Raw genomic sequence first — 16,394 nt, forward strand, 5'->3', positions numbered from 1 at the left:
CAGAGTATCACTTTCTTGTCAACCTGACCGGTTTGAATTTCACAGAATCTTTAGATTTTTCAGACTATGTCAAAAATTAAAACATCTGCGGTCAAAAGCCGTTTTCTCTTCTTTTTTTCCGCATGTCACGGCGCATTTTCGCCGCTTCATTCCGGGCTTTTTCTGCTTCTGTGGTAATGATCAGTTCCGGTACCTGAATCGGTTTCTGGTCTTTATCTACAGCCACCATCACAAAGAACGCCCGGTTTACAGTCCGGCGCATACCATCCGGCTGTTCCACATACGTATCAATCTCAACTTCCATGGAAGTTCTTCCCACGTAAGTCACATATCCCTTAAGCACTACGATCTCACCTTCATAGATCGCATGCTTGAACTGAAGATTGTCCACTGCCGCAGTTACCACACGATAGGTTTCCGCATGGCGCATAGCCACCACACCGGCAACCTCATCCAGCCACTGCATCAGCGCTCCGCCAAAAAGCCTTCCGCCTCCGTTCAGATGCTGCTGCATGATCAGATGAACCTGCTCTGTCATGGACGCTTCCACCGTTTTTTTACGTCTTTCCTGTACCTCTGCCATTTTTTATTCCCCGCTTTTTATCATACTTTTTTCCAGCAGAAATCGGCCAGTTAATAAAGATTTTTCACCTTAAAGTCTCTCTCTGCTTCTCTTCTCTGATCTTTCTTGGCAATGTCCTGGCGCTTGTCGTAAAGTTTCTTACCACGTGCCATACCGATCTCTATTTTTACCAGGCTGTCCTTGAAATAAACCTTCAAAGGTACCAGGGTCAGTCCTTTTTCCTTTAATTTGGCTTCGATCTTATTGATCTCGTAACGATGCAGAAGCAGTTTCCGCACACGAAGAGGATCTTTGTTAAAAATATTTCCTTTCTCATAAGGAGTGATATGCATTCCATATACATAAACCTCCCCGTTTTCCACACGGACAAAAGCCTCCTTGATGCTGCATTTGCCGGAACGTAAGGATTTTACCTCGGTTCCAGCCAGCGCAATCCCGGCCTCATAAGTGTCCTCAATAAAGTAGTCATGAAAAGCTTTTTTATTATTTGCAATCAATTTCATTCCTGTTTTTTTTGCCATTTCGCGCTCCCTCAGTCTTCTTCAGCCAGAACAAAATCCACGGTTTTCAGCATTTTATCCGCATCTGCCACACGGACACGGACTTTCTGCCCAAGACGGAAGATCCTTCCTGTCATATCTCCCCGCAGTTCATATGCATCCTGGTCAAATACATAATAGTCGTCTCGTAATGTATTGATATGGATCAGTCCTTCCACAGTATTTGGAAGTTCCACATAAAGTCCCCATCCGGTAACGCCGGAGATGATTCCCTCATACTCCTCGCCCAGATGATAGGACATATACTCTGCTTTCTTCAGCTTGTCAGATTCTCTTTCCGCCTCATCTGCACGCCGTTCGCACACACTGGACTGGCGTGCCACTTCATCCAGGATCTCCTTGTAATGTTCGGTACGTCCTTCTCTTACCAGTCTGCCTCTCAGACGGTCATGAATGATCCTGTGGATCTGAAGATCCGGATATCTTCGGATCGGAGAGGTAAAGTGACAGTAATACTTCGCCGCAAGACCGAAATGTCCGCTGCATTCGGTGGTATATTTCGCCTGTTTCATGGTACGCAGTGTCAGGCGGCTGATCTGCGCCTCATTTGGCATTCCTTCGATACTTTCCAGGATCTCCTGGATCTCACCTGGTGTGATCTCCTGCCCGGATTTCTGGATGTTGACGCCTTCATTATGAAGAAGCATCAGAAGACTTTCGATCTTTTCCGGATCCGGATTCTCATGAGTTCTGTATACAAACGGATAATCTCCGGTACAGTATTCCTGTGCCACGGTTTCATTGGCAAGAAGCATAAAGTCCTCAATGATCCTGGTTGCCACATTGGCCTCGTAAGGCTGTACGTCAATAGCTTTTCCTGCTGCGTTGAGTATGATCTTGCTTTCCGGAAAATCAAAATCAATGGAACCTCTTGTATGGCGGCGGCTGCGTAAGATCCCGGAAAGCTCCTTCATCAGGAAAAACATGGGGATCAGGGATTCGTAACGTTTCTTTGCCACATCATCGGTATCTTCCAGAATATTTTTTACATCGGTGTAGCACATACGCTCATCTACGCGGATCACTGTTTCCGCGATCTTATGGGAAATTACCTTGCCTTTTTCATTGACATCCATCAGACAGCTTAAAGTAAGACGATCCTGTCCCTGGTTCAGAGAACAGATTCCATTGGAAAGCCGTTCCGGAAGCATAGGAATCACGCGGTCCGCAAGATAAACCGAAGTTCCTCTCTTCAGTGCTTCCCGATCAAGGGCACTGCCACCCTGGACATAATTGCTGACGTCTGCAATGTGTACCCCAAGATGATAGATTCCGTCTTCTTTTGTAAGGGAAATGGCATCATCCAGATCCTTTGCATCCTCGCCGTCAATGGTAACCGTGACAAGATCTCGAAGATCCAGTCTTCCATCCATATCTGCTTCCTGCACATGATCCGGCACACGGTCTGCCTGACGGAGTACCTTATCCGGAAATACACTTGGAATGTTAAAACTCTTCACAATAGCAAGGATATCTGTTCCTGGTGAACGTAAATTTCCCAGCACTTCTGTGATCTTTCCTTCCGGCTTCCGGTTTCTGGAACCATAGTCCACGATTTCCGCAACTACCTTATCTCCATCTTTGGCTCCCATGGAATTTTTCCTGGAAATAAAGATATCTTTGGAAAATTTGGGGTTATCGCTGATCACAAAACCGTAATCCCGGCTGCTCTGGTAGGTTCCCACGATGGAAGGCATTCCTCTCTCCAGAACCTTCAGGACAACACCTTCCGGGCGCTTGCCCTCTTTATGTCCGTTTCGTACAAGGATCTGTACTTTATCCTGATGCATGGCACTTCCCGTGTCATTTTCCGGAATAAAAATATCCTGTTCCTGGTCTTCCACTTCCACAAAGCCAAAGCCCTTGTAATGGCCGATGAACGTTCCTTCCATAATAGTTCCGTCCTTCTCGGAAAAACGGTATTCCTCATGCTCGTGCTCCTTGCGTTCTCTTCCCTTACGGCCACGCTCCTGCTTCTCTGCCTTCAGAGCATCTTTTTTCTTCCGTCTGTCTCTGCGCTTACCGGAAACTTTACTATATCTTCCTTTATTATCCACTTCCGCCTTTCCCTGGGCACAAAGCTCATCCAGCACATCAAAAAGCTCTTTTTTCTCACTCTTATCCAGCTGGAGGAGAGATGCGATCTCCCGCAGTCGCATAGGTTTATACAGCGGATCTCCCAGAAGCTCCATTATAAACTTTTTTCTTTTTTCAAAATTTTTCGATCTTTTCACATTTTCTCCTGTTTCTATTTCATTTTTACCCTGTTATCATTCCAGAGGAAGTCTCACCCGTGACCCTGTATCAACGCAAAAACACTCCTGCTGATTAACAAAAGAAGTCTCCATCCGAGGTTCTTCTGCATGCTAACGCAGCAAGAGTGTTCCCAACTTCTGTTCTGCTCCCGGCAGATCAGATAATGTTCAGTACGACTGACAGTACAAAGAAAATAACTCCCATGATAATGGTACCTCTTACGAGACCACCTTCCATGGAACGGCCCTTATTCTTACCCCAGTAAGTATCAGCTACTCCGGCGATAGAGCCAAGACCCTGCTGCTTGCCCTCCTGCATCAGTACGACAACAGTCAGAGCGATACAATCTATTGCATAAATTACAGTCAGAATAATCTTCAAAATGTTCACGCGGTTACACCTCCTAATCAACTAGAGGTTATTTTACCATAGCTAAACCGGGATTTCAACCATTTTCCGTTTATTTTATGCAGGGCTTTTTCTGAGATTTTTTTGCAAAAGGATCGGTATATCTTCCAAGGGTTCCAAGCTGTTCATGAATCCGCAGAAGCTGATTATACTTGGCATTCCGGTCCGAACGGCAGGGCGCACCTGTTTTGATCTGTCCGGCCCCGCAGGCTACCGCCAGATCTGCGATAAAGGAATCCTCGGTCTCGCCGGACCTGTGGGAGATCACCGCACGGTATCCCGCATGTTGGGCCATTTCCACTGCATCCAGGGTTTCCGTGAGGGTTCCGATCTGATTTACCTTGATAAGGATGGCATTAGCGACTTCAAGCTGAATACCGCAGCGCAGACGTTTGATATTGGTGACAAACAGATCATCTCCCACAAGCTGGACCTTTTTTCCAAGATGTTCCGTCAGGTATTTCCAGCCTTCCCAGTCATCCTCCCAGAGCCCATCCTCAATGGAAACAATGGGAAATTTTCCCACCAGTTTCTCGTAGTACTCTGTCATCTCCCTGGCATCCCGGTAGATCTTTTCCCCTTTCATGCGGCTCTCCCCCGGGAAAAAGTACACGCCTTTTTCCTCATCATAAAGTTCGCTGGAAGCTGCATCAATGGCAATGGCGATCTCTTCTCCAGGTTTGTATCCTGCTTTTTCCACTGCATGAACGATCAGCGTAAGCACTTCCTCCGAATCCGGAAGATCCGGGGCAAATCCCCCTTCGTCTCCAACTGCTGTGGAAAGTCCTTTTTCCCGGAGAAGAAGCTTTAAGTGCTGGTAAACTTCCACACACATGCGGATACCTTTTTCCAGACAGCAAGCTCCTGTTGGCATGATCATAAACTCCTGAAGGTCTACCGTGTTGTCCGCATGTTTTCCACCGTTTAAGATATTCATCATCGGCACCGGAAGCTGCATGGTATGACATCCTCCAAGATACTGATAAAGAGGGAGCCGAAGCGCCCCTGCTGCAGCACGGGCCGTTGCCAGGGATACTGCCAGTGTGGCATTGGCTCCTGCGCTGCTTTTGTTTTCCGTTCCATCTGTTTCGATCAGAAGATGATCGATCCATGCCTGGTTCAGGGCATTCTCTCCGATGATGGCATCCGCCAGACGGGTGTTGATGTTCTCCACTGCTTTTTTTACACTCTGGCCCAGATATTCCTCCCGGTTCCCGTCCCGCAGCTCCACTGCCTCAAATTTCCCTGTGGACGCTCCGGACGGCACCATGGCTCTTCCCGTGTATCCGTTGATCCCTACGATTCCTTCTCCTACAGTAACTTCCGCTTCCACCGTAGGATTCCCCCTGGAATCCAGGACCTGTCTTGCGTGAACTTTTCGAACAGGCAGATAACGTAGCATAAGTTTTCCCTCCTTGAAAATAATAATACTGTTTATGATCTCCTGCGCTTTTTTGATTCTTTTCTTATGTTCATAAAGGTAGCTTGTCCGAAAAGGTTTGGGTCTATACGTGTTCTGTTTCCCCTGTCTGAAATATCGTAACCGCCAATAGCGCTTACGGTGAAAAAAGATTGATCCAATAATCCGGAACCATGGAAAGAATCTCCGGTTTTTTCACGTCAAACATCTCATGCAGGCTTCTGGGCGCGATCCAGGTGTCAGCACCGAAATATACAACTACAGTGATAACCGGAATTAAACGATCATTCCTATAAAACCCAGAAAGATATTCTCCTGATGTAGGTGCTCTCTCCTTAGCCCTTCTGTGAGATTTAGCAGATTTTTCTACCTGCCCTGCGTATTCTAATGAGTCATAGACCATATTCTTAACCGGCATTGCAAAGTTCTGTTCTGACTGATTCCCAATCCCGAGAAGAAGATAAACATTAGATTCATCTTGCATCGCAGTAAATGCTTTAAATTCATCTCGAAACTTCTGAACAGGAACTTCTGATTTTTCCGCTCCATAAGGAACAGTCAGAGCAGTTGTATCCAGTGGATACAATGCGTCAGGGTCTATGATTTTTTCTCCTTTGTACAGCATATGGTTAAACACATCCGCAAAAATACGGTTGTCTGCCATGTAATCTTTGGTGATGGTATCCTTGGTACCCATAGGTTTCACCACCTTTGATCTGGTTATGTAATCAGATATTTTATTTTCTGATTCATGTTAATGGTAGCATGGTTTTTGTGGTTTGGGAAGGAGTTTATGGAAATATTGAAAATTAAAATTTACCGTAGCAATCCCCCCTGATTTTTTAAATATTAAGATATTTTTCTGTCCATGCATTCCATTTTTTACTAAATTCATCCAATTCTACTACGATAGGAATACTTATATCCACGTGCAATTCTTCCTCTGTAATCAGACCAGCTAACAAATCTTCAAATTGTTTCTTAGCGACCTGCATTTTAGAATACAGCACATCGAAATTCTCCAAAGCACTTTCAACAACCTGGCATAACAGTTCAACCATTCTGCTACAAGTACAATCTGCATCAATATTTCCAAAAGACAGTTTCCATTCAATCATATCTTTATATATTTGCATCATTTTTTCTGTAGCCTCAATTATCTTATGCACATCCCCAGCTTCTCCTGATTTTCCAAAAGCTTCTTTCAAATCTTCATTTACATAACTTTCAATTTTACGAATAAAATCTAACAATTTATCCATTTGTGATTTTATAAAATCTACAAACTCATTAGAATCTTCAATGCGCTTTAGACAATCCTCATACTTTCCAAACACCACTTTTTGATTGCGATACTCTCGTAAGTTCTCATATTCATAGATTACAATTTCTACATATAAACGATACTCCCAATATTTCTCCCTTTTTCGTACAATGTTTTTAATAATATCCGGATATGCCGCTAAAACGCAATTTTGATTATTTTGATTTTTGGAAAGGCCCCGCAAGCTTGCTTTATACATTTCCACCGCCGGTCTCAGCCATTCATCAACAGAATTTTCTCCTAAAACATCAACTGTATCTTCCTCCTTAAAGATATCTGCTTTCTCTTCATAATCTGCAATACTTTCCACCGTGAAACTTTCATCTTCTGTATTACAAGATACTGTAACAATTTTACTATTAGATAATTCCTTGTCAGCTTCGTAATCAATTTCAACGAGGAATTTAATTCTTTGAATTTCCTCATAAGCAATATTATTAGTTTCTTCAATTCTTCCTTCTATATAAGCACATCCGTATGCCGAAATACTTTGCTCAATATCATTGAAATATTTACTTAGTTTCTCATTTATATATAAATCCTTAAGCCGAATTTTATATGTATCCACAGATTCATTATCAGTCCATATGCCGATGCTAATAGTCTTAGAAAGTGAATCTAATTTAATTCCACAAATCTCAACAATAACACCATCTCTTCGAAATATGGTATTATCTTTACAGTTACCTTCTGAATTTTCCTCTTCTTTAGTGAATTTTTTTTCAAAATCATCAACTATATCTTCGTCCTCAGAGATATCTGCTTCCTCTTCATAATCTGCAATACTTTCCACAGTGAAACTTTCATCCTCTGTATTACAAGATAATGTAACAATTTTACTATTAGCTAATTCGTTGTCATCTTCGTCATCAATTTCAACGAGAAATCTAATTGTCTGAATTTTCTCATAATCAATGTCATCAATTTCTTCTTCCAAATACCCACTGCTATAATCAGAAACACTTCCGATATCACAGAAATCTTTATGACTTTTTCCATTTATATGCAAATCTTTGATCCAAATATCATATGTATCCTCAGATTTATTACTAACCCATATACTGATGGTAATACTCTCAGAAACTGCATCAAATTCGAGGCCACAAAAATCGACAGTAACTCCAATATTTTCATCTCTTTGAAATATGGTAATATCTTTAAATTCATCTTCTAAATCTTTTTCCGATTCATCCTCTTCTTCAATAAAATACGCCTCAATTGCTGCCCTGATTTCTGTAACACCTTTCACATTTAAATTCCTAATTTCCAAAAGTTCTTCGTCTGTAATATCTCTTAGTTCCTCTATATCCTCATACCCAGCTGTAAGCAAGCACATCCTTGCCCTTGCTGATATACTTAATTCTCGGATCTTCATGTGCTGAATTTCTCCCTATCCATCAATTTCTTCATAATTCTGTTCTTCATCAACCGCAAACCTATACGCAGTAAGGATATCTCTAATACCCTTGTCCGGATTCTGTCGTTTTACATCTAAAATCTGAATAAAATCACGAATCATCGTTCGCGGTGTGATAAATGTAGTTTCCCTCTTCATATATGCCAGTTTTACAAAATCAATCATCTCATCTTCTGTAATAACCCTCTCGCATTCATTCAACTGAGCATGGATTTCCGCCAGTTTTTCTAATAGTACATACATTTCCTCTCTTGTCAACGGAAGCACCTTAATTATCGGCGTCATCATATTAATGATACTGGGATCCTGATATGAGCCAGTTGACAAGCGAGAACGCATTGCCTCATAACTGAAAATTCCTTTTTTCTTATCATAGATACTCTTGGGAATACCACTCATGATAATTCCCAGATTTTCTGCCTTTCCTTGCAATGCAGCATTATACATCATTAGAATTTTCTCATAATTGTTCTGACGAGTAATTCCATTTGCTGTATTACAAATGTAAGCTAACTCATCAATCAACACAATAAATCCCTTGTATCCAGCAAGGACAAAAAACTGCGCCCATAACATAATATAATCAAACCAGTTTTCATCTTGCACTATAGCATTTATTTCAAGTTCCCTCCTGGCCTCCTGATTTGTTTTAAATTCACCTCTAAACCATCTAAGAACATTCTCCTGTCCCGTCATCTTCTCATTTATATCAGAGGTTCTGCTTGCTTTCCAGAATAATCGCAACCCCTTAGTAAATTCATAACCATACGCTAATGACTGCAATTTCGCACAATCTTGCAACATTATATTTTCTGCAATATACTCAATATTAGTCTCTTCCAAAGAATTCTGGGACATTTGTATTGCAGCACGAACGAATATATTATTTACCCATGACTCCATCACTTTGGAAAGTGCTCTTCCAGACTGATTTGTCTTATTTGATATATTTGACATCAGTTCTCTATACGTTGCCAAACCTTTTTTCTTTGTAGTGTTTCCAATCAAAGCCCTATCTGGCGATAAATCCGCCTCTGCCACAATAAAATCATTCTTTACACAGTATTCCTTTATTGTTTGTAGCAGAAATGTTTTTCCACTACCATAATCGCCAACAACAAAGCGAAAGGTTGCACCTCCGTCTTGTATAATTTCTGTATCACGAAGAAGCGAATTAATTTCTTGTTCTCTTCCTACAGCAATGTATCCTAAACCCTCTCGAGGAACTGTTCCACCCCCGAGAGAATTCATGATATTTCTATACGTTTTTTTAGGTATACGTTTTTCCATATTAAAAAGCCTCTATTAATTTATCAATAATCTTTTCCATAAGTTTTATCTTTTTTGTTGTCCAGCATTTTCAGCCCTGTTTTTATCATAAAAAGAAGTATTTTGTTCTTTAAGTTCATCCAGATAATCCTCTTCGACATAAGGAAGCATTTCATCTGTATTAATAATAGTTTCCTCATAGAAATCCAGTGCCTTTTCATTGATGCGCTCTAAAATGGTTTTATAGTTTGGAAACGGTGAAACTAATTTCAAAAAGTCAGCAATACTGTCAGGCCGATCTGCTACCAACACATCCAAAATTCTTCTTTCATCGCTGTCCAATATCATATAGAAATTTTCAGCTTCTGTTGAATCAATAGTCATCTTTCTTTGACCTGCAGTATCTGTATTAGTTTCCTCTGGCAATACTTCCCACTCATCCCTGGCAACAAGTTTCTCCTGATTTCTACGAAGAATATTTCTAATTTGTGCAAACTGATGAAAATCAAGCGTGAGATCATCTAAAGTAAGCTCTTCAATAGATTTCGTATCATTAATATTACTTTCTCTAATTTCGGAAGGACGGTTAACCCGCTTAATAAACTGATACTCTTTATAATCAAATGTAGTATTTTTAAAACACTCTTTGAAAAGATTAATCATAACACTATTTGCTGTAGTAAAGAAAATCTGAGTATTCCTTTCCGCCATGGATTTCAAAATATCCAGAACATTCAATACCTGTGTATCATCCATTGTAGCCAGCGGTTCATCCAACAGTAAAAACTGAGGTGCATCTGGTGCAGCCATATGTAATGCAAACATAACTGCCATAGCAATTGTAGATCTCTGTCCAGTACTCATTTCATAGGTTCTTACTTCCTGATTATTTAATCCACGAACTGCATAGATTCCTCTGTCATCTATATCCAGTTTTTCAAATTCTCCTGAGTGATGCATCCATTTAAAAAATTTACTGATTTGCTGAATATTATTACGAATTCCTTTTTCTACAAATGAACTAAGAGAAGGCATCTTTTCAAATGCCTGTACTGCTCTGGCACATCGTTCAACCATCGGCTCATCCTTCTTAATTGTTGCTTTATATTCTTCTAATACCTGTCTTTCAAAAATAACAGAACTCAGAGCTTCTAAACGTTCAACTTCTAATTCACATTTATCATATACCGTATGATATTTTGATACCCATTCCCCTAAAATATCAGTATCTGAAACTTTAAATTTTGTTTTTAGGTTTTCCAAAGCCTGTTCAAGTTCACGATTAATGTCCATATCCAATGCTTCTAACTGGGATTCTAAACTGTGAATTTCGCTTCTAAGAATTTCTTCTCTCTGTTCATTTTGTTGAATTTTCTTTTGATTATCAGCAATTGCATTCTCTGATGATGACAATTCCAACTGAATCTTCTCAAATTTATTTTGTAGAAATTCCGCATAAGTACCATTTCCAGATCTTTTATATTCCAAATATGTAGGATCTGTGCTGGTATACTCCTGACAAGCACTGATATTACGAATTGAAAATCCCTGATTATCCAATGCCGTCTGCTGCTCAATTATTTCTTCCTTTCTCTTCTCCTTCTCGATTCCAGAAATCACATACTCATATAATCTTTTATAATTTGACCCACACATTTTAACCATCGGGACAACATTTGTTAATTCTAATAGCTCTTTTTTCGCCTTATCAATTAAATTCTGTCGATCAATAATCTTCTCTAACTCAATAATTTTTTTATCAAGATCCTGCATCTCTCTGATCAACATGTCCATTTTGTCGTCAACTACTACAGCATTGTCGATAATATTTATTAACTGCTGCGTCGTACTATACTCATGTCCGCACAAAGGACATCTAGCATCCGTCATAAGAGTTTTACCAATTTTCCTAAGTTCAATAACCTGTTGCTCTCTTTCACCAAATGCGCTCTTTTCTTCATTGTATTTATTTTCGGTCTGACGCCTTCTTGCCCTTACTTCTTCCAATTCAGTCTCGAAATGTTGTTTTTCCCATTCAGATAGTTCTTTGTAATCATCCAATTTCAAGAAATTAATAATTGCAGGTCTTTGTTCAATTTTTGAAATATAGTATAATTCACGCTCAATCTGTTCAAGTTCCTCTATAAGATCCTTTACCAGTTTGATAGTCTCTTTATGATTAAGTACATTTTGAACAATTGTCCAATTTTGAATATCTGTATCAACTAGATTCAATTCCTTTTGAATATCAATCTGTTTTTCTCTCTCATTAAAAATATTCTTCTTTATACTACCGTTCTCTTCTGTCAGCCTGGTGATCTCCTCTGTTTTGTCTCTACGCTGTCTAGTATAGAGAAGATTATTCTTCTTTATCACTTTAACCTGCTCAGAAATCGTACCAAAATCCATTCTTTCTAAATTATGAGCTGAAAGAATTTCCACATATTTACGAATTAACTTCATTTCCTCTAAAATTTCCGGATATCTATCACTAGCCCCCTTTGGCAAACGGGTACGATTAATAAATTTTAATGCAGTAATTCCCGTTTCAATTTCTTCAGACCTTGAACTATCCGTTTTTTGCGCAAGACTTTCCTCATAATACTGAACCATACTTCTCGCTTCATTCAGTTCATTTCGAAGCTCTGTGTAACGTTCATTGAATGCTCGTTTGAATCTTTGCCACTTTTTCTCATGGTCAACAACTGTTTCACCAAACATAAGATTTCCAAACATTGATGCAAAGCTATCTTCGCTATTATCTGATTCATGAATAAACTTATACGCAGCCTCAGAATCAAAAGCATTAAAACGATTAAAATTTTCATTTAGACTAGATTTTGTTCTTCCGATAGGCACACCATACCAGACACGTTCTATCTCTTTATTATTCTTTTTGGAAAATCCCGGCGTAAAAGTATGTATACCTGCTTCTGTATCATAAACATTTAACTTTGGATAACTATCCGTAGGCAATTTAACTTTGAAGTCTTTTACACGACGCACCTCTGCGGTAAGTGCATATTCTATTGCTTCCAGTACAGATGTCTTACCAGATCCATTTGCTCCATAAAAAAGATTTATTTGACCAAATGTCATCGTTTTCTTATCAAAACAAAAATCCCTAAATCCTGTTGTTTCCAGAGATTTTACCCATTTAATCTGAGGAACATTTGAATGTCTCATAGTAGAGTAGTCATCATCCTGTACATAATCTGCATCAAAACGTTCGCCATTAAGATAACTCTCAACTTTTTTTGCTGTATATGCCTCAGTTAAACATGCCGTAAGATGTTCTTCTCTTAAGATACGATCCCACTCTTGAACCGGAGATGTTTCATTAATATCATCTCTGGATGTTTTTACAATACCATTGATAAAAGTGATTGTCTCATCTTCGGAAAAAACATACTTCCTTCCATATGTCATATTACTCTCAATTATTTGGATAGGAATATTATCGGAATTGTCATCCAAAATATAAACAATATATACCATCGCCTTGGTATTACCCTGGCGAATATCTTCTCTATACAAGTCTCTTTGAAAACTGCTCCATTTTTCTTCATTATCAATGATATCTCGAATATGTGTATTTTTTTGATATACAATAATATATTTCTCATCACTGTATTTAGCTTCACAAAAATGGCATTCAAAGCCGTGAATATCAATATTCTGTAATTCGTGAATACCTGTTTCCCGTACAATCCGTTCAAAACCTTCCATATCTTCTTCTGATCGGACATTAATATGTTCTCTGCGGATGTTTTCCATGGCTTCTACTGCATCCATAAATTCTTCTGATGAACCTTTTCTGAAGAAATCATTTTTTTTACTATTTTCAATGAGATCATCCAGAACATCAAGCTCTATATCCACATCCCAGCCAATGTCATCCAGATGTTTTTCATATAAAGATTCTACAAATTCATCATATCCATTCTGACCGTAAAAATTTTCCATTGAGCTTACATAGCGCTCTCTTACATGAAGCTTATAAGAAAGTGCATAAAAAAAAGCTGCATTAATAAGAACCAAGTAATTGGAATATGAATCGCTTTGATTCCAATTACTTTGGGTCAAATTCGTACAACATTTAAATATAGTTTCATATATAATTATCGTCACTCGACTATCGCCAAGTCTATCCATCAATTTACATGAAAGAGGAATATATATTCCCTCATCTGCAAACATCGCTAATTTTTCTAATGTATCATCTAAGAATGAAAAGCCAAACTCATCCTGAAGTGCACTTACAATTACTGCTTTCTGCTGAGCATTCATCTTAGAATAATAATATGCCATAATATTCAGCACATCATACTCAACAATACTATCAAATTCAGCTCGTGTAAAATTAAACAATTCACGTGAATATTCTTCAAGTATACTGTTAATGACTTTATCAGCCATTTCACTCGTGTTTTTTCCCTTACCTATAACACCATATTCCATAGTTCTTACCCCATCTGTTTTAACTGATTCTCATATAATAAACACCGATTTTCTTATTTGCTTTATATAAAGAAGCAACTTTTTCTGCTTCTGTATCCTGATATTTTTTCCGCAAAAATTCCTCTATTACAGTAACAATATTCTCATTTTTTAACCGCCCATTTATCCGAAATACCAATTCCTTTTTTCCGTGTTCAATCTGCGCCTGTATATATTTTAATAATGTATAACGAGTTTGGAAATCACATCTGTTTTTTATAAAATAATTTGCACTGCCTTTGTTACATTTCGGAAGCACATTTTCCGGATTATGCTCCAAATTCATCAAATCATCGGTAAGATTGAAATAGTCATAAGTAATTCTCATCGATTCAGGCAAACTTATATCCCACGTCGCATCCAAATGATATGGCTCTCCGTCAATATTTACAATATTCCAAGCATGGGGACCCATATTTCCATCTTTTCCTGCCGTACCAGTCACAACAATGCATTTCACATCAACCGCATTCAAAAGAACTTTCACTGCCTTTGCAATACCCTCACATTGAGCCTTATGATATGCAAAAACGCCAAGGATATTATGAGAAGCAATCACCCTTGACACTTTATCCTTATCAGTTCCTTCATAATCATATGCAACATTCTGACAAATCCAGTCATGTACTCGAAGTTCCTTTTCATAATCACTGCACTCCAACAGATGCAGCTTTCCTGCAAGTTCGTTCACCACTTTTTCAATTTTTCGACTATATTCTTTTATCTTCTCTTTCGAAAAAAAATACTGCGGACAAATTGCAATATGTCCAAATATATCATGGGCAATACTACATGCTGATTGATTCAAAAAATAAATTAATGGATTATCCCTTGTTAATGCCATAAAAATATGCTCAAAACTATTATGAGTAAATTCACCACTCACTGGAATTGGAATAATCTCCTGATATGCCATCACACCATTATAAAATGCTTTGTAGATCGCTTGTTCCTTTTTATTTAATTGATGATAATAATAGCGATCTACAATCATTTTCCCGTAGCTCCTTACTCTTTTGCAAAATACACCATAACTACTGTAATATCATCCCCACACCCCAGCTCACTGGTTTCCGTCAGCCAGTTCTTCAGATTTTCCTTCACAGTGCCTGCTCCATGCTCCTGAAGCATTTGCAAATAGTCCTTGCATGTCTTCTGATATTCTTCATCCGAAGTATAACTATTAGCAAATCCATCTGTAGAAAGGATATACATATATGGCTCTTCACTCTCCATTTCTCGTCTCCGTACCGATGCCACTGATTTTCTCCAGGCATCCGGTTTTGACAATGAATGAGTCTCTATTCCCAAAAATTTTTCTGGTTCCACCAGTGGTGCGACTTCTTCTTTTGTCACAAAACTGATATCTCCATCTCCAATCTGAAATGAAAATACAAAGCTGTCTGTAACCAGCATTCCGAGTAGCGTCGTTCCGTACAGAGAAAATACAGACGGCCACTTGATATTTCCATCTTCATCGGTCATTCCATCTACTTTATTTTTATAAAAAGATTGTTTTACCCTTGCCTGCCACTCTTCGCATACATCCTGAGCGAATCGCATATCACCTTCCCGGTTAAGAAACGTAATCAGATTGGAAAGGCCTGCTTCGTCTTCTCCATAGACCTTCAGATAGTTCTTCATGACTTCATAGAAAGAATTAACAGCGATCATGGAACCTCTGTCACTTCTGGGACATTTGGAACTTCCATGACCATCTGCAACTGCAATAATAGCAAGCTTATCTGATATCTCTACGATTCGTTTATTGTCCTGGCAAGGCATTTGATTTCTTACGTGAGTCGCACCCTTGACGATTCCGTCACATATATAGCGTTTCATCCGACGTCTCCTCTTCCTACCAGACAGCTCCTTCATCAAAATCATCTGGATTTGGAATATTACTCATATCAAGTACCAGCGGTGCTCCATTATTTGCTGGAGCAAATGGATCATCTGCCGGTATGGAAGCTACTGCAGAAGTTCCTGGCGCAGTTGCAGCTGTGGCTTCTGTTGATACAGAATTCATAGGCTTGCTTGATGGTGCGGATACCATAGACGCTGTCGTGGATGCCCATTTAATCATCTTTGCCAATGCTGTTGCATTGTTCGCCTGCAAAACAAGCTCTTTATTTCCGGTAAATTCAATCAATACTTCGTCATCTGCGTCCTGTCCAATAGAAATCGCAATCTTCACTGCTTTCCGAAACCAAGGAAGTTTTTTCAGTCTATCCATACTCTTTTTGTAATCGTCTGTAGGCTGCCCATCAGAAAGAAGCACGATAACCGGCGGCAATGCACGCTCCGGCATCGGTGGAATATTCAGCTGTGCAGCCAGAAGGTCAAATGCTTTTCCCAATTCTGTCAATCCATTGGCATCCATATCTTCCCAGCCATAATCCTCTACCGGCACCGGACTGGAAGTAATCCAGCTTGCTCCAGAAGAAAACTGTAATGCACGAATCAGAAGCTGTGCATTTGGATTATTGTCTGCTGCCGAGCGCATTTCCGGTATGCACTCCTGAATGGTATTGTTTACAATTCCAATCTTCTCTCCATACATAGATCCGGAACAATCTACTACCCAAAAAAAATGAATCGGTCTTGTTGCTAACTCTCCACCTGGTCTTTGTAATACTTCCATGGTAAATCCCTCC

Annotated in this window: 12 protein-coding genes; all 12 read right to left on the reverse strand. The window is 39.4% G+C overall.

From position 1 onward, the window contains the following. Positions 1-91: 91 nt before the first annotated feature. The 12 genes from KQI39_RS10800 to KQI39_RS10855 all read right to left on the reverse strand — a co-directional run bounded on the left by KQI39_RS10800 (position 92) and on the right by KQI39_RS10855 (position 16,381). Positions 92-583 carry an acyl-CoA thioesterase gene (locus KQI39_RS10800; protein ID WP_243279058.1) on the reverse strand — a complete coding sequence of 164 codons (492 nt, stop codon included), beginning with the start codon at positions 581-583 and terminating at the stop codon, positions 92-94. A 50-nt stretch (positions 584-633) separates the two neighbouring features. Next, positions 634-1,104 (reverse strand): SsrA-binding protein SmpB, encoded by a 471-nt coding sequence (smpB, locus tag KQI39_RS10805; RefSeq protein ID WP_021652954.1) that lies wholly within the window; start codon positions 1,102-1,104, stop codon positions 634-636. Between the two features lie 11 nt (positions 1,105-1,115). Beyond that, positions 1,116-3,377: a ribonuclease R gene (rnr, locus tag KQI39_RS10810; RefSeq protein ID WP_216418305.1), complete on the reverse strand. Its 2,262-nt coding sequence runs from the start codon at positions 3,375-3,377 to the stop codon at positions 1,116-1,118. Between the two features lie 178 nt (positions 3,378-3,555). Then, complete coding sequence (secG, locus tag KQI39_RS10815) at positions 3,556-3,789, reverse strand: preprotein translocase subunit SecG (RefSeq protein WP_118515926.1); 234 nt, start codon at positions 3,787-3,789, stop codon at positions 3,556-3,558. Between the two features lie 70 nt (positions 3,790-3,859). Beyond that, positions 3,860-5,209: a phosphopyruvate hydratase gene (eno, locus tag KQI39_RS10820; RefSeq protein WP_216418307.1), complete on the reverse strand. Its 1,350-nt coding sequence runs from the start codon at positions 5,207-5,209 to the stop codon at positions 3,860-3,862. A 154-nt stretch (positions 5,210-5,363) separates the two neighbouring features. Further along, positions 5,364-5,924, reverse strand: coding sequence for an Rpn family recombination-promoting nuclease/putative transposase (locus tag KQI39_RS10825; RefSeq protein WP_216418309.1), 561 nt, complete (start codon positions 5,922-5,924; stop codon positions 5,364-5,366). 145 nt (positions 5,925-6,069) lie between these two features. Then, on the reverse strand, positions 6,070-7,926 hold the full coding sequence (locus KQI39_RS10830; RefSeq protein ID WP_216418311.1) for a DNA-directed RNA polymerase subunit alpha C-terminal domain-containing protein: 1,857 nt from the start codon (positions 7,924-7,926) through the stop codon (positions 6,070-6,072). Positions 7,927-7,941: 15 nt separating this feature from the next. Beyond that, positions 7,942-9,258 carry an ATP-binding protein gene (locus KQI39_RS10835; RefSeq protein ID WP_216418313.1) on the reverse strand — a complete coding sequence of 439 codons (1,317 nt, stop codon included), beginning with the start codon at positions 9,256-9,258 and terminating at the stop codon, positions 7,942-7,944. A 45-nt stretch (positions 9,259-9,303) separates the two neighbouring features. Then, a complete protein-coding gene (locus KQI39_RS10840) occupies positions 9,304-13,698 on the reverse strand; it encodes an AAA family ATPase (protein WP_216418314.1) in 4,395 nt (1,464 codons plus the stop codon). A 19-nt stretch (positions 13,699-13,717) separates the two neighbouring features. Continuing rightward, positions 13,718-14,731 (reverse strand): transglutaminase domain-containing protein, encoded by a 1,014-nt coding sequence (locus KQI39_RS10845; protein ID WP_216418317.1) that lies wholly within the window; start codon positions 14,729-14,731, stop codon positions 13,718-13,720. A gap of 14 nt (positions 14,732-14,745) precedes the next feature. Continuing rightward, positions 14,746-15,579, reverse strand: coding sequence for a PP2C family serine/threonine-protein phosphatase (locus KQI39_RS10850; RefSeq protein ID WP_216418319.1), 834 nt, complete (start codon positions 15,577-15,579; stop codon positions 14,746-14,748). Positions 15,580-15,595: 16 nt separating this feature from the next. Continuing rightward, entirely contained in the window at positions 15,596-16,381 is a 786-nt protein-coding gene (locus tag KQI39_RS10855; protein ID WP_216418321.1) for a vWA domain-containing protein, read from the reverse strand. Positions 16,382-16,394: the final 13 nt, after the last annotated feature.

Origin of the sequence: Blautia sp. MSJ-36 (assembly GCF_018917985.1) — a bacterium.
GTDB lineage: Bacteria > Bacillota > Clostridia > Lachnospirales > Lachnospiraceae > Blautia_A.

Excerpts from the sequence above, each read along its gene's own strand:
- KQI39_RS10800 (WP_243279058.1), bottom strand. The coding sequence starts at position 583 with ATGGCAGAGGTACAGGAAAGACGTAAAAAAACGGTGGAAGCGTCCATG.
- smpB (WP_021652954.1), bottom strand. The coding sequence starts at position 1,104 with ATGGCAAAAAAAACAGGAATGAAATTGATTGCAAATAATAAAAAAGCT.
- eno (WP_216418307.1), bottom strand. The coding sequence starts at position 5,209 with ATGCTACGTTATCTGCCTGTTCGAAAAGTTCACGCAAGACAGGTCCTG.
- KQI39_RS10825 (WP_216418309.1), bottom strand. The coding sequence starts at position 5,924 with ATGGGTACCAAGGATACCATCACCAAAGATTACATGGCAGACAACCGT.
- KQI39_RS10830 (WP_216418311.1), bottom strand. The coding sequence starts at position 7,926 with ATGAAGATCCGAGAATTAAGTATATCAGCAAGGGCAAGGATGTGCTTG.
- KQI39_RS10835 (WP_216418313.1), bottom strand. The coding sequence starts at position 9,258 with ATGGAAAAACGTATACCTAAAAAAACGTATAGAAATATCATGAATTCT.
- KQI39_RS10840 (WP_216418314.1), bottom strand. The coding sequence starts at position 13,698 with ATGGAATATGGTGTTATAGGTAAGGGAAAAAACACGAGTGAAATGGCT.
- KQI39_RS10845 (WP_216418317.1), bottom strand. The coding sequence starts at position 14,731 with ATGATTGTAGATCGCTATTATTATCATCAATTAAATAAAAAGGAACAA.
- KQI39_RS10850 (WP_216418319.1), bottom strand. The coding sequence starts at position 15,579 with ATGAAACGCTATATATGTGACGGAATCGTCAAGGGTGCGACTCACGTA.
- KQI39_RS10855 (WP_216418321.1), bottom strand. The coding sequence starts at position 16,381 with ATGGAAGTATTACAAAGACCAGGTGGAGAGTTAGCAACAAGACCGATT.